General features: G+C 72.7%; 16 protein-coding genes. 10 read left to right on the forward strand and 6 right to left on the reverse strand.

All coding sequences use genetic code 11. From position 1 onward, the window contains the following. Positions 1–2 precede the first annotated feature (2 nt). From ACIPSA_RS03065 to ACIPSA_RS03075, 3 genes are read left to right on the forward strand one after another with little or no spacing between them, the layout of a single operon-like run. Entirely contained in the window at positions 3–599 is a 597-nt protein-coding gene (locus tag ACIPSA_RS03065) for a toxin-antitoxin system, toxin component family protein (RefSeq protein WP_402628164.1), read from the forward strand. Beyond that, positions 596–1825 (forward strand): MAB_1171c family putative transporter, encoded by a 1230-nt coding sequence (locus tag ACIPSA_RS03070; RefSeq protein WP_402628166.1) that lies wholly within the window; start codon positions 596–598, stop codon positions 1823–1825. The genes ACIPSA_RS03065 and ACIPSA_RS03070 overlap by 4 nt, the downstream gene beginning before the upstream one ends. Next, positions 1818–3215, forward strand: coding sequence for an FAD-dependent oxidoreductase (locus ACIPSA_RS03075; protein ID WP_402628168.1), 1398 nt, complete (start codon positions 1818–1820; stop codon positions 3213–3215). Before ACIPSA_RS03070 ends, ACIPSA_RS03075 begins: the two co-directional genes overlap by 8 nt. A gap of 50 nt (positions 3216–3265) precedes the next feature. On the opposite strand, the gene ACIPSA_RS03080 is transcribed toward ACIPSA_RS03075, so the two are convergent. The 5 genes from ACIPSA_RS03080 to ACIPSA_RS03100 all read right to left on the reverse strand — a co-directional run bounded on the left by ACIPSA_RS03080 (position 3266) and on the right by ACIPSA_RS03100 (position 6939). After that, positions 3266–4111 (reverse strand): SMP-30/gluconolactonase/LRE family protein, encoded by an 846-nt coding sequence (locus ACIPSA_RS03080; RefSeq protein ID WP_402628169.1) that lies wholly within the window; start codon positions 4109–4111, stop codon positions 3266–3268. Next, positions 4108–4881 carry an IclR family transcriptional regulator gene (locus ACIPSA_RS03085; protein ID WP_402628171.1) on the reverse strand — a complete coding sequence of 258 codons (774 nt, stop codon included), beginning with the start codon at positions 4879–4881 and terminating at the stop codon, positions 4108–4110. Before ACIPSA_RS03085 ends, ACIPSA_RS03080 begins: the two co-directional genes overlap by 4 nt. A 128-nt stretch (positions 4882–5009) precedes the next feature. Then, positions 5010–5711 carry a helix-turn-helix transcriptional regulator gene (locus ACIPSA_RS03090; RefSeq protein WP_402628173.1) on the reverse strand — a complete coding sequence of 234 codons (702 nt, stop codon included), beginning with the start codon at positions 5709–5711 and terminating at the stop codon, positions 5010–5012. An 89-nt stretch (positions 5712–5800) separates the two neighbouring features. Further along, positions 5801–6223 carry a hypothetical protein gene (locus ACIPSA_RS03095; protein WP_402628174.1) on the reverse strand — a complete coding sequence of 141 codons (423 nt, stop codon included), beginning with the start codon at positions 6221–6223 and terminating at the stop codon, positions 5801–5803. Further along, positions 6223–6939, reverse strand: a complete 717-nt coding sequence (locus tag ACIPSA_RS03100; protein ID WP_402629453.1) for a multicopper oxidase domain-containing protein — start codon at positions 6937–6939, stop codon at positions 6223–6225. The genes ACIPSA_RS03095 and ACIPSA_RS03100 overlap by 1 nt, the downstream gene beginning before the upstream one ends. Between ACIPSA_RS03100 and ACIPSA_RS03105 the strand changes: the two genes are divergently transcribed. Both ACIPSA_RS03105 and ACIPSA_RS03110 read left to right on the forward strand, forming a co-directional pair. Then, positions 6934–7065, forward strand: a complete 132-nt coding sequence (locus ACIPSA_RS03105; protein WP_402629550.1) for a hypothetical protein — start codon at positions 6934–6936, stop codon at positions 7063–7065. The genes ACIPSA_RS03100 and ACIPSA_RS03105 overlap by 6 nt on opposite strands. Before the next feature lie 270 nt (positions 7066–7335). Continuing rightward, positions 7336–7938, forward strand: coding sequence for a hypothetical protein (locus ACIPSA_RS03110; protein WP_402628176.1), 603 nt, complete (start codon positions 7336–7338; stop codon positions 7936–7938). Here ACIPSA_RS03110 and ACIPSA_RS03115 read toward each other — a convergent pair. Then, the gene (locus tag ACIPSA_RS03115; protein WP_402628177.1) at positions 7928–8803 is read right to left on the reverse strand and encodes a RimK family alpha-L-glutamate ligase; all 876 of its coding nucleotides are present in this window, start codon (positions 8801–8803) and stop codon (positions 7928–7930) included. The two genes, ACIPSA_RS03110 and ACIPSA_RS03115, sit on opposite strands and share 11 nt — an antisense overlap. Before the next feature lie 116 nt (positions 8804–8919). Here ACIPSA_RS03115 and ACIPSA_RS03120 point away from each other — a divergent pair, with 116 nt between their 5' ends. The 5 genes from ACIPSA_RS03120 (at position 8920) to ACIPSA_RS03140 (ending at position 15134) form a co-directional block, all read left to right on the forward strand. Next, positions 8920–9981, forward strand: coding sequence for a MerR family transcriptional regulator (locus tag ACIPSA_RS03120; protein WP_402628179.1), 1062 nt, complete (start codon positions 8920–8922; stop codon positions 9979–9981). A gap of 157 nt (positions 9982–10138) precedes the next feature. Next, complete coding sequence (locus tag ACIPSA_RS03125) at positions 10139–11584, forward strand: acyl-CoA synthetase (protein WP_402628181.1); 1446 nt, start codon at positions 10139–10141, stop codon at positions 11582–11584. Then, on the forward strand, positions 11577–12914 hold the full coding sequence (locus tag ACIPSA_RS03130) for a carboxyl transferase domain-containing protein (protein WP_402628182.1): 1338 nt from the start codon (positions 11577–11579) through the stop codon (positions 12912–12914). The genes ACIPSA_RS03125 and ACIPSA_RS03130 overlap by 8 nt, the downstream gene beginning before the upstream one ends. Before the next feature lie 154 nt (positions 12915–13068). Next, entirely contained in the window at positions 13069–13482 is a 414-nt protein-coding gene (locus tag ACIPSA_RS03135) for a CU044_2847 family protein (protein ID WP_402628184.1), read from the forward strand. Beyond that, the gene (locus ACIPSA_RS03140) at positions 13479–15134 is read left to right on the forward strand and encodes a trypsin-like peptidase domain-containing protein (RefSeq protein ID WP_402628186.1); all 1656 of its coding nucleotides are present in this window, start codon (positions 13479–13481) and stop codon (positions 15132–15134) included. Before ACIPSA_RS03135 ends, ACIPSA_RS03140 begins: the two co-directional genes overlap by 4 nt. The last annotated feature ends 33 nt before the right edge of the window (positions 15135–15167 follow it).

The following is a 15167-nucleotide window of genomic DNA, read 5'->3' on the forward strand; positions in this document are numbered from 1 at the left end:
CGATGGACATCGCGGGCGCGCGGCGGCGGGCTGCCCGGATCGCCACGAGATGGCGGCGCACCCGTCCCGGTTCGGGCAGGCGCGGCCTCGCCGCCGACCTCACCCGTGCGGTCCGTGCGAGACCCCGTCCCCCCTCCGACGTACGCGAGTTGTGCCGGGCGCTGTGCGAGGCCATGGGTGACCGGCGGTCCGGGCGGCCGGTCGAGCTGCGCTTCGAACGCTTCCCCGACGAGATCGAAGTCACCGGTCTGTGGGTGGAGTTCCAGGACTTCGACCTGGTCATCGTGGAGGAACGGGCCGAAGCGTTGCAGCAACTGGTCATCCTCGGGCACGAGTTGTGGCACATGCACGCCGGGCACCGGCACCACCACGGCGTCGGCGCGGCAACCGTCCACGCGCTGGCGGGCCTGGACGACATCGCCCTGACCGTCGCCGCCCGCAATGGCTCCCGCGCTGCCGACGAGGCCGAGGCCGACGACTTCGGCCACCGGCTCGCCACCGCTTTCCGCCCGTACGTCTCCGGCCTCGGCCCCGGGGCGCCCCTCGACCCCGTGCAGCGTTCCCTGGGCTACCGCGGACGCGGAGGAGCCGTGCGGTGACTCCACTGGCACTGAACCCCACGGAATTCCTGAGCGGGTTCTACATCTCCTTCTGGATCCCGACCGCGGTGCTGACCGCCGCTCTGGTGATCAAACTGCCCACGATCATCCGGCTGTGGCGGGACCCGCTGCTGCGCGCGGTGGGCGGACTGCTGCTGCTCGCCTGCGCGGTGTTCGTGTTCGTCACGCCGTCGACGATCGCCTGGACCAACCGGGTCACCGGCGTGCCCAACATCTCGGCGCCCTGGTGCTACTCGCTGCTCACCGCGTTCTGCGGCTCCTGTCTGCTGCTGATCATCGCCTGGCGCAACGGCCTGGCCGACCGGTCCGCCGCGACACGCCGCGCGATGCGCTGGGTCGTCTGCGTCTACTCCGGTGTGATCGCCTCGCTGTGGGTGCTGTTCGCGCTCGCCGACGCGCCCGTGGAACGGCTCCGGGACCTGGACACGTACTACGCCAACACGCCGTTCATGCGCGAGGAGATCCTGCTCTACCTGGTCGCGCACGCCGTGGCCTGCCTGATCACGTCCAAGCTGATCTGGAGCTGGGCCCGCACCGACGGCCTCGACGCCTGGCTGCGCTGGGGGCTGAGACTGCTGGGCGCCGGCTACGTGCTGAACCTGGTCTTCGACACCTTCAAGCTCGTCGCCGTGGCCGCCCGCTGGACCGGGCGGAACCTGGACTGGTTGAGCACCAACCTGGCGCCGCCGGTGGCCGCTCTGTCCGCCATCCTGGTCGCCGCCGGCTTCATCCTCCCGCACGCCGGCCAGTACCTGCACGACCGCTGGCGAGTCCGGCTCGCCCACCACGAACTGCGACCTCTGTACCAGCTGATGCGGACGGTGAACGGGGGTGGCGTCCCGCTCGTGCTGCACGCCACGGCCGAGCTGCGCCTGACCCGGCGCGAGACGTTCATCCGCGACGTGCTGTTGCCGCTCGTCCGGCACATCGACACGGACCTGAGCAGGCGGTCGTACGACGCCGCGCTCGACCTCGGACACCCGCCGGAGAGGGCGAACGCACTGGCCGCCGCGGTGGGCATCCTGGACGCCATCGAGGCCAGGAGCCGCACGCCGGAGCCCCCCGAGACGGCCGTCGGGCCCGACACCACGAACCTGCTCCGGGAGATCGGGGCCGTGTCCCGAGCCCTCCGGCACCCCGACGACATCGAGGCGGTACGCACACGTGCGGCCGCCCCAGCAGAGAGCGTTCCCGTACATGAGTGATCGCAGACCCACTGCCGTCGTCCTCGGCGGCTCCCTCGCAGGCCTGCTCGCGGCCCGCGCGCTGGCTTCCTTCGCCGACCGCGTCGTCGTGGTCGAGCGGGACGCGCTGCCCGCCGGGCCGGAGCCGCGCAAGGGCCTGCCGCAGGCCAGGCACGTGCACCAGCTGTGGTCGGGCGGGGCGCACGCCCTGGAGCAGCTGGTGCCCGGCGTCGTCGGGCGGCTGCGAGAGGCCGGAGCGGCGCGGCTGCCGGTGACGACGGACATCGTCGCGCTGTCGCCGTACGGCTGGTTCCGGCGCTGGGCCGAGTCGGCGTACATGATGACGTGCAGCCGGGACCTGCTGGACTGGGTCGTGCGGGCGGAGATCCTGGCCGACCGGCGGATCGAGCTGATGCCACAGGCCGAGGTGCTCGGGCTGGAGGGCACGGGCGCGGCCGTCACCGGGGTACGCATACGGGCGCACGACGACGCGGAGTGCACCCTCGTGGCCGACATGGTGGTCGACGCAACGGGGCGCGGCTCCCGCACCCCCCAGTGGCTGACCGCGCTCGGGCTGCCCACGGCAGATCGGCGGGAGGTCAACTCCGGTATCACGTACGCGAGTCGGCTGTTCCGGGCGCCGGACCAGGCGCGGGACGGATTCCCCGTCGTCAACATCCAGCCGGATCCACCGGGCGGAGGACGCCCGGGGCACGGCGGTGTCCTGATGCCCATCGAGCACGGTCAGTGGATGGTCACCCTCTACGGCAGCCGGGGCGCCGAGCCCGTCGCCGGCACCGAGGACTTCGTGCGGTACGCCCGTGAGGAGCTGCGCCATCCCGTCATCGGCGACCTGATCGCGAACGCGGAGCCGCTGACCGATGTGTCGTTCACACGGACCACGGCCAACCGCCGGCACTTCTACGAGCGGATGCCGGTCTGGCCGGAGAACTTCGTGGTGCTCGGTGACGCGGTGTGCGCACTGAACCCGGTGTACGGGCACGGGATGTCGGTGGCCGCCCAAGGCGCCCTCGCCCTACGGGACGTGATTCACCGTCAGGGCTGGGGTGCGCGCGGTCTGTCCCGGCAGGTCCAGAAGGCGGTGAGCCGGCCGGCGCGGGCGGCATGGGACCTCGCCATCGGGTCCGACGTCTTCTATCCCGGGGCGACGGAGGGCGGGCCGACTCTCCGGGAACGGATGACGGCCGCGTACGTGGGACGCCTGCTGTACACGGCCACCGGCAACGGCCGGATCGCGCGCAGGGTCACCGACGTGACGTCGCTGGAGCGGGGCGCGGAGGTGCTGCTCGCCCCCGGCGTGCTCCTCGCGGCGGCACTCGGCCCGCTCAAGCCGGCGCTGAGCGGGCCGCCGCTGACGGCCGAGGAACGGAAGGCGGGCGGGCTGTTGTGAGGTCCGGGGCGGCCGGCCGGCGAACGCGGGCCGGGGCAGCCCCGGGGCGGTCAGCCCGCGAACGCCGGCTGGCGCAGTCCCTTGCCCGCCCCCGGTACCACCAGGAGCGATCCCGCCATCGGGTGCGGTGCCGTCAGCCCCACGCGTGCCGTCGTGATGTACAGGTCCGTCAGATCCGGGCCCCCGAAGGCGCATGCCGTCACCCGTGGGGTCGGCAGTTCGATCACGCGGTCCAGCTCGCCGTCCGGCGTGTACCGGCGCACCGCGCCGCCGTCCCACAGCGCCACCCACACGCAGCCGTCGGCGTCGACCGTCAGCCCGTCGGGGAAGCCCGCGCCGTCCTCGATCTCCGCCAGCCGGCGCCGGTCCACGGCCCGCCCGTCCTCGTGGTGGAAGACGTCGATCCGCCGCGTCGGCGAGTCTATGTAGTACATCAGGCGGCCGTCGGGGCTCCATCCGGTGCCGTTGCTCACCGCCACGTCGTCGAGGATCACCTCTGCCGAGCCGTCGCCGGTGATCCGGGAGAGCGTGCCGCCCCCCGGCGCCTCGTCGTAGCGCATGGTGCCCGCCCACAGCGAGCCGTCCGGGGCCACCGCGGCGTCGTTCGCGCGGCGGCCGGGGACGGGCTCGTGGCGCAGCCAGCGGAAGGTGCCGTCGGGGTCCAGGAGGCCCACGCCGTCCCTGAGGTTCAGCACCAGGCCGCCGCCCGCCCGGGGCTTGGCGGCGCCGACGTGCTGGTGCGTCGTGCGGACCGTGCGGCGGCCGGTCGACGGATCGTAGGTGTGGATCCGTGATCCCAGGATGTCCAGCCAGATCAGGTGGCCGGCCGCGGGATCCCAGGTCGGACCCTCGCCGAGCGTCGCCTCCGCCCGTACCGCCACCTCGTACGCGGTCATGCCGGGCCCCGGTGGCCCAGGCGCTCCGACAGCTCGGCCGCGCCCTTGGCGGCGAGCTGCTCCAGCTCGGTGCGGCGCTCGTCGCTCCAGCGGATCATGGGCACGGAGATGGACAGGGCGGCGACGACCTGGCCCGTGCGGTCGCGCACCGGCGCCGCCACACAGCTCACGTCCGGGTTGGACTCGCGGTTCTCCGCCGCGATGCCCCGCTGCCGGATCTCCGCCAGGGCCTCGCGCAGGGCGCCCGGTTCGGTGATGCTGTTGGGGGTCATCGCGACCAGCTCGGCGCCGTCCGGGATGCGGGCGGTCAGCTCCGGCTCGGGCAGCGAGGCCAGCAGCATCTTGCCGACCGAGGTGCAGTGGGCGGGCAGCCTGCGGCCGGCCGCCGACACCATGCGCACCGCGTGCGTGGAGTCGACCTTGGCGATGTAGATGACGTCCGTGCCCTCGAGGATGGCCACATGGACCGTCTCGTCGCAGGTCTCGGCGACCGAGCGGGCCACCTGCTGGCCCTCGGCGGCGAGGTCGAGCTGCTCGGCATACCGGCTGCCGAGCTGGTACGGCCGCACGCCGAGCCGGTACCGTCCGGGCTGTCCCGGTACGGGCACGATGTACGACCGCGCGGAGAGCGTGGTGACCAGTTCATGCACGGTGGTGCGCGGCAGCTGGAGCTTGCGCACGATGTCGGGGGCGGAGAGCGTCCCGTCCCCGTCGAGGAAGAGCTCAAGAATGTCGAGAGCCCGGGTCACGGCAGGTACGAGGCGTCCCACTTCCGGCCCCCTCCCTTGGGTCTGGCGCCTGCGTTCGAGATTTCAACAGGCGATCGGCATGACGAACACAGGCTAGTCATAGTGGGCTCGGCCGGGCAATGGTCGTGCGAGGCGTGAGGTGCGGCCCGTTACCGCTGCCGCTTTCCGGGTCCCCCGGAGTCGGTCGGCCGGAGCCGCGCTATGCAGGGATGAGGTGCGTCGAACCGGTCAAGGCTGGTGAGCTCGAACGGGGCCCTCATCTCCGCGAGGGCGCCACGCATGAGCCCGAGGTGCAGAGAGCAGACGACGCTCGGGCGGCGGTCGGCGACCGCACGGAAGGGGCAGTTGCGCAGCAGCACCGTACCGCGGTCCTCGCTCGCTGAAGGGGCGAAGCCGAGCCGCTCGAAAAGTGTCTCGACCTCCTCGATCGATTCCTCCGCCGTCTGCCGGGAGAACGGCGCAGGCCGATCGGCCAGATAGTGTCCCCACTCCTCACCCGCTGCGATGGCGGCATCGACCGGAGCGGGCGAGGTGGCGGCCAGGTGGCCCGCGAGGATTTCGGCCAGGAACTGGTAGCCGTCCTTGGATTGTTCCGTCTCCGGTGCCGCCGGGACCGCCGAGTAGACCATGCGGGGCCGGCCCGGGCCGCTGGGGCCGGTTTGTTCCTCTTGCATGAGGCGGGCCTGGACCAGCCGGGTGAGGTGGAAACGAACGGTGTTGGCGTGCAGACCGAGTTCAGCGGCGATGTGCTGGACGGTCAACGGCTTGCCCGCCTGCCGCACCGCACTGAGGACGGCGGTCCGGGTCGCGCCGGTGGTCCGGTCGGTGTCTGAGGTCTCTGGTACAGCCATGAATGAATTCTCCCAAATCTGTTGGAGAAACCAAAGAGGCGAAGTGCCCGGCACGCGGGGAGCGTGCCGGGCACTTCTCGAGGGGGGAATCAGGCCGCGGCAGGGCGGTTGCGCCGAAGGCCCAGTGCCAGCAGCAGAACGATCACCACCGCCAGCTCGGCCAGGTCGCAGACCACGTCGAGTGCACCGACAGCTTCCGGTTCACCCGCTTCCGGGCCGAAGGGAAGGCCCGCGGTGCGGCTCACCGTCCACACGACCAGCGTGGCGACGTTGGCCAGGATCCCCAGCCACAGCACCGGAGACCGGTCGTCGAACCAGGCCACAGCGGCCCACACGATCTCGAACGCTCCGAGGAGGGTGAAGAAGAGGCCGGCTGCCCACCATTCCTGCCGGTGCTCGGGAACGACCGCGTAGTGGATGAGGCCCGCGGCCACCGAGGCCACGACTGCCACCCGCAGGAGGTCGGGAGCACTGGCGACAGGCGTTGCCTGGCTGGTTGTCACGCCGCTCATCAGTGGCCTCCGGTGGTGGGCGGGTTACCCACGATGAACTGGCCGGCTCCACCTCGGGAGAGGTCCCTCATCTTGTGGTTGACGAACGTGTAGGCGCCCGGGTCGTCCAGGGTGAACTCGACGAATCCGCCCTGGGTCGGCTGCAGGTCGAGGGTCTGCATGCCGCCGTGGTCGGGGTTGTCCTTCCGCGGCACGTAGCTCCCCTCCTTCCACGCGGTGTCCCAGATGGTGCCGACGGTGTGGAACGCCAGGTCCTCGTTGATCGCGGCGTTGTCCACCCAGACACGGATCCTGGAGTGCGGTGCCACCTTGATCGGGGAGTAGACGTACTGGTTGTAGTACCCGTTGAAGGCCACGCCGTCGTTGGTGCCGGCCATCATCTTCTTCAGGTCGCCCTCCTTGCCGTTCGGGCCGAGGTAGAGCTCGGACTGGACGAAGACGAACTCCTTGTCCACCTTGTCCAGACCGGGCGGGTCGATGACGACCGCTCCGAACATCCCGTTGCCCATGTGGTGGATCATCGGGTCCGCGCCGCAGTGGTAGGTCCAGATTCCCGCGTAGTTGGCCTTGAACTCGTAGACCAGCGACTCGTGGGGCTTGATCTGGCGCATCTGGACCTGCGGGGAGACCTTCGACGCGTGGAAGTCGATGGAGTGGTTCATCGTTCCGTCGTTGATCAGCGTGACCCTGAAGGTGTCGCCGACCTTGCCGTGCAGGGTGGGACCGGGCGCCTGGGCGGCAGCGGAGCCCGCGCCGTGTCCATGGCCGTGGAGGGGGAACCGTCGGCGGGGGCTGCGGTGGAGGCGGTGGACCCGCCCTCGCTCACCGCGGTCACGTTCTGAGGCGCATCCGCCTGCGAGTCGGTCCACAACGGGATGGACAGGGCGGCCGCAAAGGCGACCGCGCCCGCCACCACTTTCGTCTTCAGCATCGCTGCCTTCTCCTTAAACGAGTCGCGCTGACTAGTTTTTATCAGAGAAATATAAGGAAGCGGCTGTGCCCTGCGTCACTGCAGCAGCGGCAACGGCAACACAGGCGGGTCATCACGTCGCGGTTGGATCCGGACGGCCCGCCTGTCGGCCGCCGCCCGGGCGTACCCTCGATGGGCGACGATGGTCCCCATGCCGCCCTCCGGAAAGCGCCCCGCCAGTCCCTTCACCCCGCTCGACTTCCAGCTGGTGCTGCTGCGCCGCATGGCCGACCACAATCCGGACCTGGTCGAGGGCGCCCGCCGTGAGCTGGGTGTCTCGATCGCGGACATGCGGGAGGCCAACAAGCGCTGGCAGGCGATGGTCCGCTCACCGCGGACCCGCTCGGCGGCCTCCCGGTACCGCTCGGTCCTCGGGCACCCGGAGTCCGAGACCAAGCGGGTCATCGGCGACCTGGAGTGCAGGGCCTGGCAGTGGCCACTCCCCCTCTGGCCCGACCTGCGCTTCGAGGTGCTGGTCTCCCCCGACGGCGCGGTCTGGAACGAATGGCTGATCCGCGCCCCCGGCGCCCCCGCCCCGACCCTGCGTACCGTCGATGACCTCACCCCCTGGTCCTGCACGGTCGACGAGGCGGCGCGTACCTTCGCCCCCGCCCGCCCTCTGGAGGGCACGGCTCCGACCCGCTGGGGGCTGGCCTTCACGGCTCCGGACGCGCGGGGCGTACGACGGAATGTCGTCGCCGAGTTCACCTGGGGGCTGCTGCAGCGGACGGCAGTCAGCGAGTAGCGGCCGCCGCGAGGATCCCGGCGACGACCTGGTCCACCGATCCGGGGTGCAGGAAGAGGAACAGGTTCGGCTCGACGAGCTCCAGCTCCATGACCCGGGGTTCCCCGTCCTCCCCATCGACGAGGTCCACACGCGCGTACAGCAGCTCCGGCGCGTCCGGTACGGCGGCCAGGGCGCGCTCGGCGACCGAGAGTTCGGCCGAGGTCGGGGTCCACGGCTCCAGGTCGGGGTGCGGCACCTTGTCCGCGTCGTACGCCGCGCCGGGCGCCAGGACGGCCCGCTTGCGGCTGGCGTGCAGCAGACGGCCGCCGAAGAACTGCAGGGCGCGCTCGCCGCTGACGTCGATGCCCTTGACGTACGGCTGCACCATCGCGGTGAGCCCCTCGTCGTGCATCCGCGCCAGGTGCCGTACGGCCGTCTCGCGCTCGCCGGGTGTGTAGCGCGCGGCGAGCCGGGCGCCGGCGCCGAAGGTGGGCTTGACGACGAACTCGGTCTCGTCCGGCAGCTCGGGGGCGTCCCCCGGGGCGAGGTACCGGGTCGGTACGACGGGCACCCCTGCCGCGGCGAGGTCACCGAGGTACCGCTTGTCGGCGTTCCAGCGCACGACGGCGGCCGGATTGGCGAGGCGCGTCGCCTTCCCGACGCCCTCCGCCCATGCCACGAACTCGTCCGCGCGCCAGCTGTAGTCCCAGGTCGAGCGGATGACGACGAGATCGAACCCGCTCCAGTCGGTCCCGGGGTCGTCCCAGTGCACGGTGACGGCCTCGGCCCCGGCGTCCGTCAGGGCCGCCGCCAGCACCGGCAGGTCACGGTCATGGTGGGGCTGATCGCCGGAGTCGTAGGTGGCGAGTGCGATGCGGGGCATGTGCCGCAGGCTAACAACCCGCTCGCGCAACCGTTCCAACGGGTTTGACCTTCCCCTTCGGTGAGGCCCCAGCATCGGTGGCGGAACGACGAGCGGACGTACGGGGGTGGCGGCGCATGGAGCTGCTGACGATCGGGGCCTTCTCTAAGGCGTGCCGGCTGTCGCCGAAGGCGCTGCGGCTGTACGACGAGCTGGAGCTGCTGCGGCCCGCGCGGGTCGACCCGGACACCGGGTACCGCTACTACGCGGTGGGGCAGCTGGAGCGGGCGCGTCTGGTGGCGTGGCTGCGGCGGCTGGGGATGCCGCTGGCCTCGATCCGGCAGGTGTGCGCCCTTCCGCCCGCGGCGGCCGCCCGGGAGATCCATGCCTACTGGGCGCGGGTCGAGCGGGAGACGGCCGTGCGGCGTGACCTGGCCACGTTCCTCGTCGACCACCTGACCGCAGAGCCGAGGAAGGACACCGCGATGCTGGAACTGCGCTACTCCGCCCACTCCGACACGGGGCGCGTACGGCCCACCAACCAGGACACGGCGTACGCGGGCGCACGGCTGCTCGCCGTGGCCGACGGGTTCGGTCCCGCCGGGGCGCCCGCGAGCAGCGCCGCCGTGGAGGCGCTGAAATTCCTGGAGCGCGAGGAGCTCCCAGCGGGCAGCGTGCTGAACCTGCTGGAGGACGCCGTGCAGGGCGCGAGCCAGGCGGTCCAGGACGTGGCCGACGGCAGCGAGGACATCGGCACCACGCTGACCGCGCTGCTGTGGACGGGTTCGCGGCTGGCCCTCGTCCACATCGGCGACTCCCGCGCGTACCTGCTGCGCGACGGCGGCCTGTTCCGGATCACCCATGACCACACGGTCGTCCAGTCGATGGTCGACGAGGGCCGGCTCACCCCGGAGGAGGCCACCGCCCATCCGCAGCGGGCCCTGCTCCTCAAGGTGCTCGGCGGCGGCACGCCCCCCGCTGTGGACCTGAAACTGCACGACGCCCTGCCCGGCGACCGGTACCTGCTCTGCTCCGACGGCCTGTCCGGTGTCGTACCGGACGACCGGATCGGACAGCTGCTGGCCTCCGCCACGGCCCCGGACGAGGCGGTGCGCGCCCTGGTCGACGAGGCGAACGAAGCCGGCGGCCCCGACAACGTGAGCTGCGTGGTGGCGGACCTGGTGGAGACGGCGGCCTGACACCGGCGGACGGCGGAGGGGAGGGGGATCGGCGGAGCTGCCACTCGCGTCTGGCCTGAGCACGGTCGTGGGGACGCGGCGCCTGGTGTAGGAAGGGTGCTGTCGTCTCCCGCTGCCGTCTCCTACAGCCGTCTCCTACAGCCAAGGAGTGCTCCGCGTGTCCTCCCTCTTTCCCGCCCTGGTGGGTGGTTCGGGCCGGCGTGTCGCCCTGCGGTTCGGCGAACGGTCGCTGACGTACGCGCAACTGGGTGCCGCTGCGGGTGCCGTGGCCGCCCGGATCCGTGACGCGGGCCGGGTGGCCGTGTGGGCGACCCCGGAGCTGGAGACGGCCGTCGCGGTGGTGGGCGCGCTGCTCGCCGGGGCGGCCGCGGTGCCGCTCAACCCGAAGTCGGGGGAGAAGGAGCTCGCGCACATCCTCTCCGACAGCGCGCCGTCGCTGGTGCTGGCCGCGCCGGGTGCCGAACTCCCGGCGCCGCTGGCCGACTTGGAGCGGGTCGACGTGGACGCGCGGGCCACCGGGACCGTCCCCGAGGACCGTACGTCCGAGGGCGTCCCCGCCCTGATCGTCTACACCTCCGGCACCACCGGACCGCCCAAGGGCGCGGTCATCCCCCGCCGGGCGGTCGCCGCGACCCTGGACGCGCTGGCCGACGCCTGGCAGTGGACCGGCGACGACGTCCTGGTGCACGGGCTGCCGCTGTTCCATGTGCACGGGCTGGTGCTGGGCGTCCTCGGCCCGCTCCGGCGCGGCGGATCCGTGCGGCACCTCGGGCGTTTCGACACCGAGGGCGTGACCCGGGAGCTGACCGGTGGCGCGACCATGCTGTTCGGGGTGCCGACGATGTACCACCGCATCGCCGAGGCCCTGCCCGGGGACCCGGAGCTGGCCAAGGCGCTCGGCCGGGCCCGGCTGCTCGTCTCCGGCTCGGCCGCGCTGCCGGTGCACGACCACGAGCGCATCACGGCGGCGACCGGGCAGCGGGTGATCGAGCGGTACGGCATGACGGAGACGCTCATGAACACCAGCGTGCGGGCCGACGGGGAGCCGCGCGCGGGGACGGTCGGGGTGCCGCTGCCGGGCGTGGAACTGCGGCTGGTGGAGGAGGACGGGACGCCGGTGGCGGAGTACGACGGGGAGACCGTCGGCGAGATCCAGGTACGCGGCCCGAACCTGTTCACCGAGTATCTCCACCGGCCCGACGCCACCGCCGCCGCCTTCACCGCCGAGGGCTGGTTCCGAACGGGGGACATGGCGGTGCGGGAGCCGGACGGGTATGTGCGGATCGTCGGGCGCAAGGCCACCGACCTGATCAAGAGCGGGGGTTACAAGATCGGGGCCGGGGAGATCGAGAACGCGCTGCTGGAGCATCCGGGGGTGCGGGAGGCGGCCGTCACCGGCGAGCCGGACGCGGACCTGGGCGAGCGGATCGTGGCGTGGATCGTGCCGGCCGATCCCCAGTCACCGCCGCCCGACGAGGAGTTGGCCGATCACGTGGCCCGGCGGCTGGCCCCGCACAAGCGCCCGCGTGTCGTCCACCACCTGGACGCCCTTCCCCGCAACGACATGGGGAAGATCATGAAGCGGGCGCTGCGCGGTGGCTGAGCGGCTGTCGGCGCGCCAGGTCACGGCACTGGTCTGCGACGCCACGACCTTCACCGAACTCCCCCACCCCGAAGGGAAGTCCGAGCCGGACGGGCCGATCTCCTGGCAGGGGTACGACGCCTCGCGCGCCCGCGCCGCCCGGCGCACCGGCGAGGAGGAGTCCGTCGTCTGCGGCACCGCGAGCGTCGGGGGCACCCGGGCCGTGCTGATCGCCTTCGAGTTCGGCTTCCTGGGCGGCTCCCTGGGGCGGCACACCGGCGACCGGCTGGAGGCGGCGTACACGCATGCCCGGGCGCACCGTCTCCCGCTGGTGACGCTGGTCGCCACCGGCGGCAGCCGTATGCAGGAGGGCATGCTCGCGCTGACCCAACTCCAGCGGGTGGCCCGGCAGTCGGTGCTCACCCGTGAGGCGGGCCTGCCGCAGATCGCCGTGCTGCGCGACCCGACGACGGGCGGTGGCTGGGCCACTCTGGGCGCCGGGGCCGACATCACTCTCGCCCTCCCCGGCGCTCAGGTCGGCTTCGCCGGCTCCCGGGTCCGTCCGGCGGACGCCGATCCGGCCGCCTACACGGCGGAGGCACAGGTGGCGGCGGGTTCGGCGGACGCGGTGGTGCGGCCGGAGGAGCTGCGGGAGACGCTGGGGCTGTGGCTGCGGCTGCTGACCACGCCGGCGGCGGAGGCCCCGCCGCCTCCCGCCCTGGGCCCGGCGGGTCTCCCGGCCACCGGCTGGGAGGCCGTGCTCCGCGCCCGCTCCCCCGAACGCCCGCGGGCCGAGACCTATTTGGACGCCTACTTCACCCGCCGTGCCGCTCTCGCCGGCGACCGCTGCGGGGGCGCCGACCCCGCCGGGATGCTGTGCGGCTTCGGCGAGCGGGACGGACGTACCGTCGCGTACGCCGCGCAGACGGGGACGAAGACCCGCCCCGCCGGATATCGCACCGCCGCCCGGCTGATCCGGCTGGCGGACCGGCTGGACATACCAGTGCTGACCCTGGTGGACACGCCGGGCGCGGCGAACGACGCCGAGGCGGAGCGGCAGGGGGCGGGGGCGGCGATCGCGGACCTGTTCGGGGCGGTGGCCGCCGCCCGCACCCCGGTCACCACCCTCGTCATCGGCGAGGGCGGCTCGGGCGGGGCGCTGGCGCTGGCGGCACCGGGCAACACCTGGGCCACGCCGGACAGCTACTTCTCGGTCATCGCCCCGGAACTGGCGGCCGCGATCCTGAAGCGCCCGCCTCAGGAGACGGAGGCGACGGCCGACCAGCTCCGGATCCGTCCGCAGGACCTGGTGGAGCTGGGGGTGATCCGCGGCATCGTGGACCACCTCTGACCGGCGTCCTCCGCCGCCCCGCGCCCGCTTCGGCCCGACCGCCCGGGTCACCCTCCGGTCGCCGGGCCGCCCGGGGCGAAGTCGAGACACTGTCGGCTGCTTTCCGCAACAATGGGGCTTTCCTCATTCGGGAACACGGGGGGCGGGCCGCGCCATGGGCAGGTTGGTGGAGTTCAAGACCGAGGACGGCGGCGTCGTCGTCGTCGTGGAGACGGCGGACCCTACGACGGGATCCCGTCTCGTCTCGCGTGGCGAGGGACCGGCGGCGCAGACCGCCCGTACCTTCGAGGGCGCTCTGGACGGCGTGCGCGCGGCGGCCCAGTCCGCGCTGCGGGTCTTCCGGGACGGCGCGCTGCGGCCCGACTCCGTGGAGCTGGAGTTCGGGGTGAAGCTGACCGCGGAGGCCGGGGCGGTCATCGCCAAGGGCGCGGCCGAGGGGCAACTGGTCGTCAGGCTCAGCTGGGCGTCGGGGCAGGGATCACCGGCCGCCCCGGACGCGTCGGAACAGCGGCCGCCGGAATCGGTGGCCACGGTCCCGTCGGCCGCGGAGCCCACCGCCGGGTCATGAGCGGCGCTGCCTGGCACGCCCGGATCGAGTGCGGGCGCATGCAGGGGGCGGGCTTCCTGGTGACGCCCAGCAAGTTGCTGACCTGCGCGCATGTCGTCCAGGACAGCCCCCTGGATCCGGTGACCGTGACGTTCCCGAACAGCAGGGAGCTGTGCGGGTTGCCGGCCACCGTGGTCGTGCACGGCGGCTGGCAGGACGGCACCGACCCCGGCGACCTGGTCGTGCTCGACCTGGACCGCGAGGTGCCGCTGGCCCCGGCCCGTTTCGCGCCGCCCGGGGCGGAACTCGGCGTCCCCGCCCCGGACCTTTTCGCGTACGGCTTCCCCGAGCACTACGACGAGGGCATGCTCGCCCGGTACCGGGCCCTGCCGCCCGCTCTGATCGCCGACGAATGGGTGCAGTTGGAGGCCGTCACGGCCCATGGGCAGCCGCTCGCACCCGGATTCAGCGGCGCGGCCGTGACCCTGCGGGACGGCCGGGTGGTCGGCATGGTCACGCAGATCGCGTCCGAGCCGAACGTCCTCGTCGGCCGGATGCTGCCCACCGTGGTCATGGCCCGCTACTGGCAGGGGCTCGGCGAGCTGGTCCCCGTCCACGGCGGCGCTCCCGGCGCCACGAGACGGCTGTACGGGCTGGTTCGGCGGGCGGAGGCCGCCGGGCTGGACTGCGATCCGAACCGGCTGTACGTCGACGCCGTGGGCCCCCTCGGCCCACCGCTCCCCCCGGAGGGCTTCTCCTCGCTGCGGCCGACGGTCGAGTACGTGCAGTGGGAGGTGCCGGATCCGGAGGCGGTGACGAGGCTCGCCGACCGCCTGGAGCAACTGCTGGACACGTCCCCGGCCCGCGCGGCCACACCCCTGTCCCCCATAGTCGTCGAGATCGAACACAGCGGCGCGGGCGGCGACGAGGTCACCGTCGAGGTGTCCGCGTACCGCGACGGACAGCGCCGCCGGGTGGGCGCGGGCCGGCTGCCGCGCACCGGTGTACGGAGCTACGTGCAGGAGCGCCTCGACGAGGCGTTCGCCCAACTGGCCCCCGACGCCGATGAACTGATCGCCTTCGTGCTGCCACGCCGCTGGTTCGACGAGCCGGTGGCCGAATGGGAGTGCGGCGCCGACGACTCCACGCCCCTCGGCTGCGCCTACCCGGTCGTGGTGACGAACCGGGACCGGCACCGTGGCGGTCGGAAGCGTCACGAGCTGGCGAAGAAGTGGCGGCGCCTCGACGCCAGCCTCGGCGCGGCGCCGTACCGCGTCGAATGCGGCACCCGGGAGAGACCGTCCAGCCTGCGCAAGCGGCTGCGGGACGAGGACACGGAGCTGGCCGGTTTCGCGAGCCCCGCCGTGGCGGCGGGAGAACACTTCGACGCCGGTCTCAACCTCCCCGTTCCGGCGCTGCTGTGGTCGCGCACCGGCTGTTCCGGAGGCGCCCACGACGACCCCTGCGACGGCTCCGCGTTCCTCGACGAGCTCACCGCTTCCGTCGCCGGCGTCCCGCCGGCCGAACTCCCCCGCCATGTGAGGACGTTGCGCGAGGCGGCGGAGGCCGCCGACGAACCCGACAGGCACTGGGCGAGAAACGTGCAGTTGCTGTGGGACGACCCGCGCTGCTTCCCCCTGCCCTCCGCCAGTCTGCACTCGCCCGTCGCCTAGCCCATCACACCCCATCAACCCATCACCCCGTCA

The organism is Streptomyces sp. NPDC086549 (assembly GCF_044746205.1).
In the GTDB taxonomy this organism is placed as follows: Bacteria; Actinomycetota; Actinomycetes; order Streptomycetales; family Streptomycetaceae; genus Streptomyces.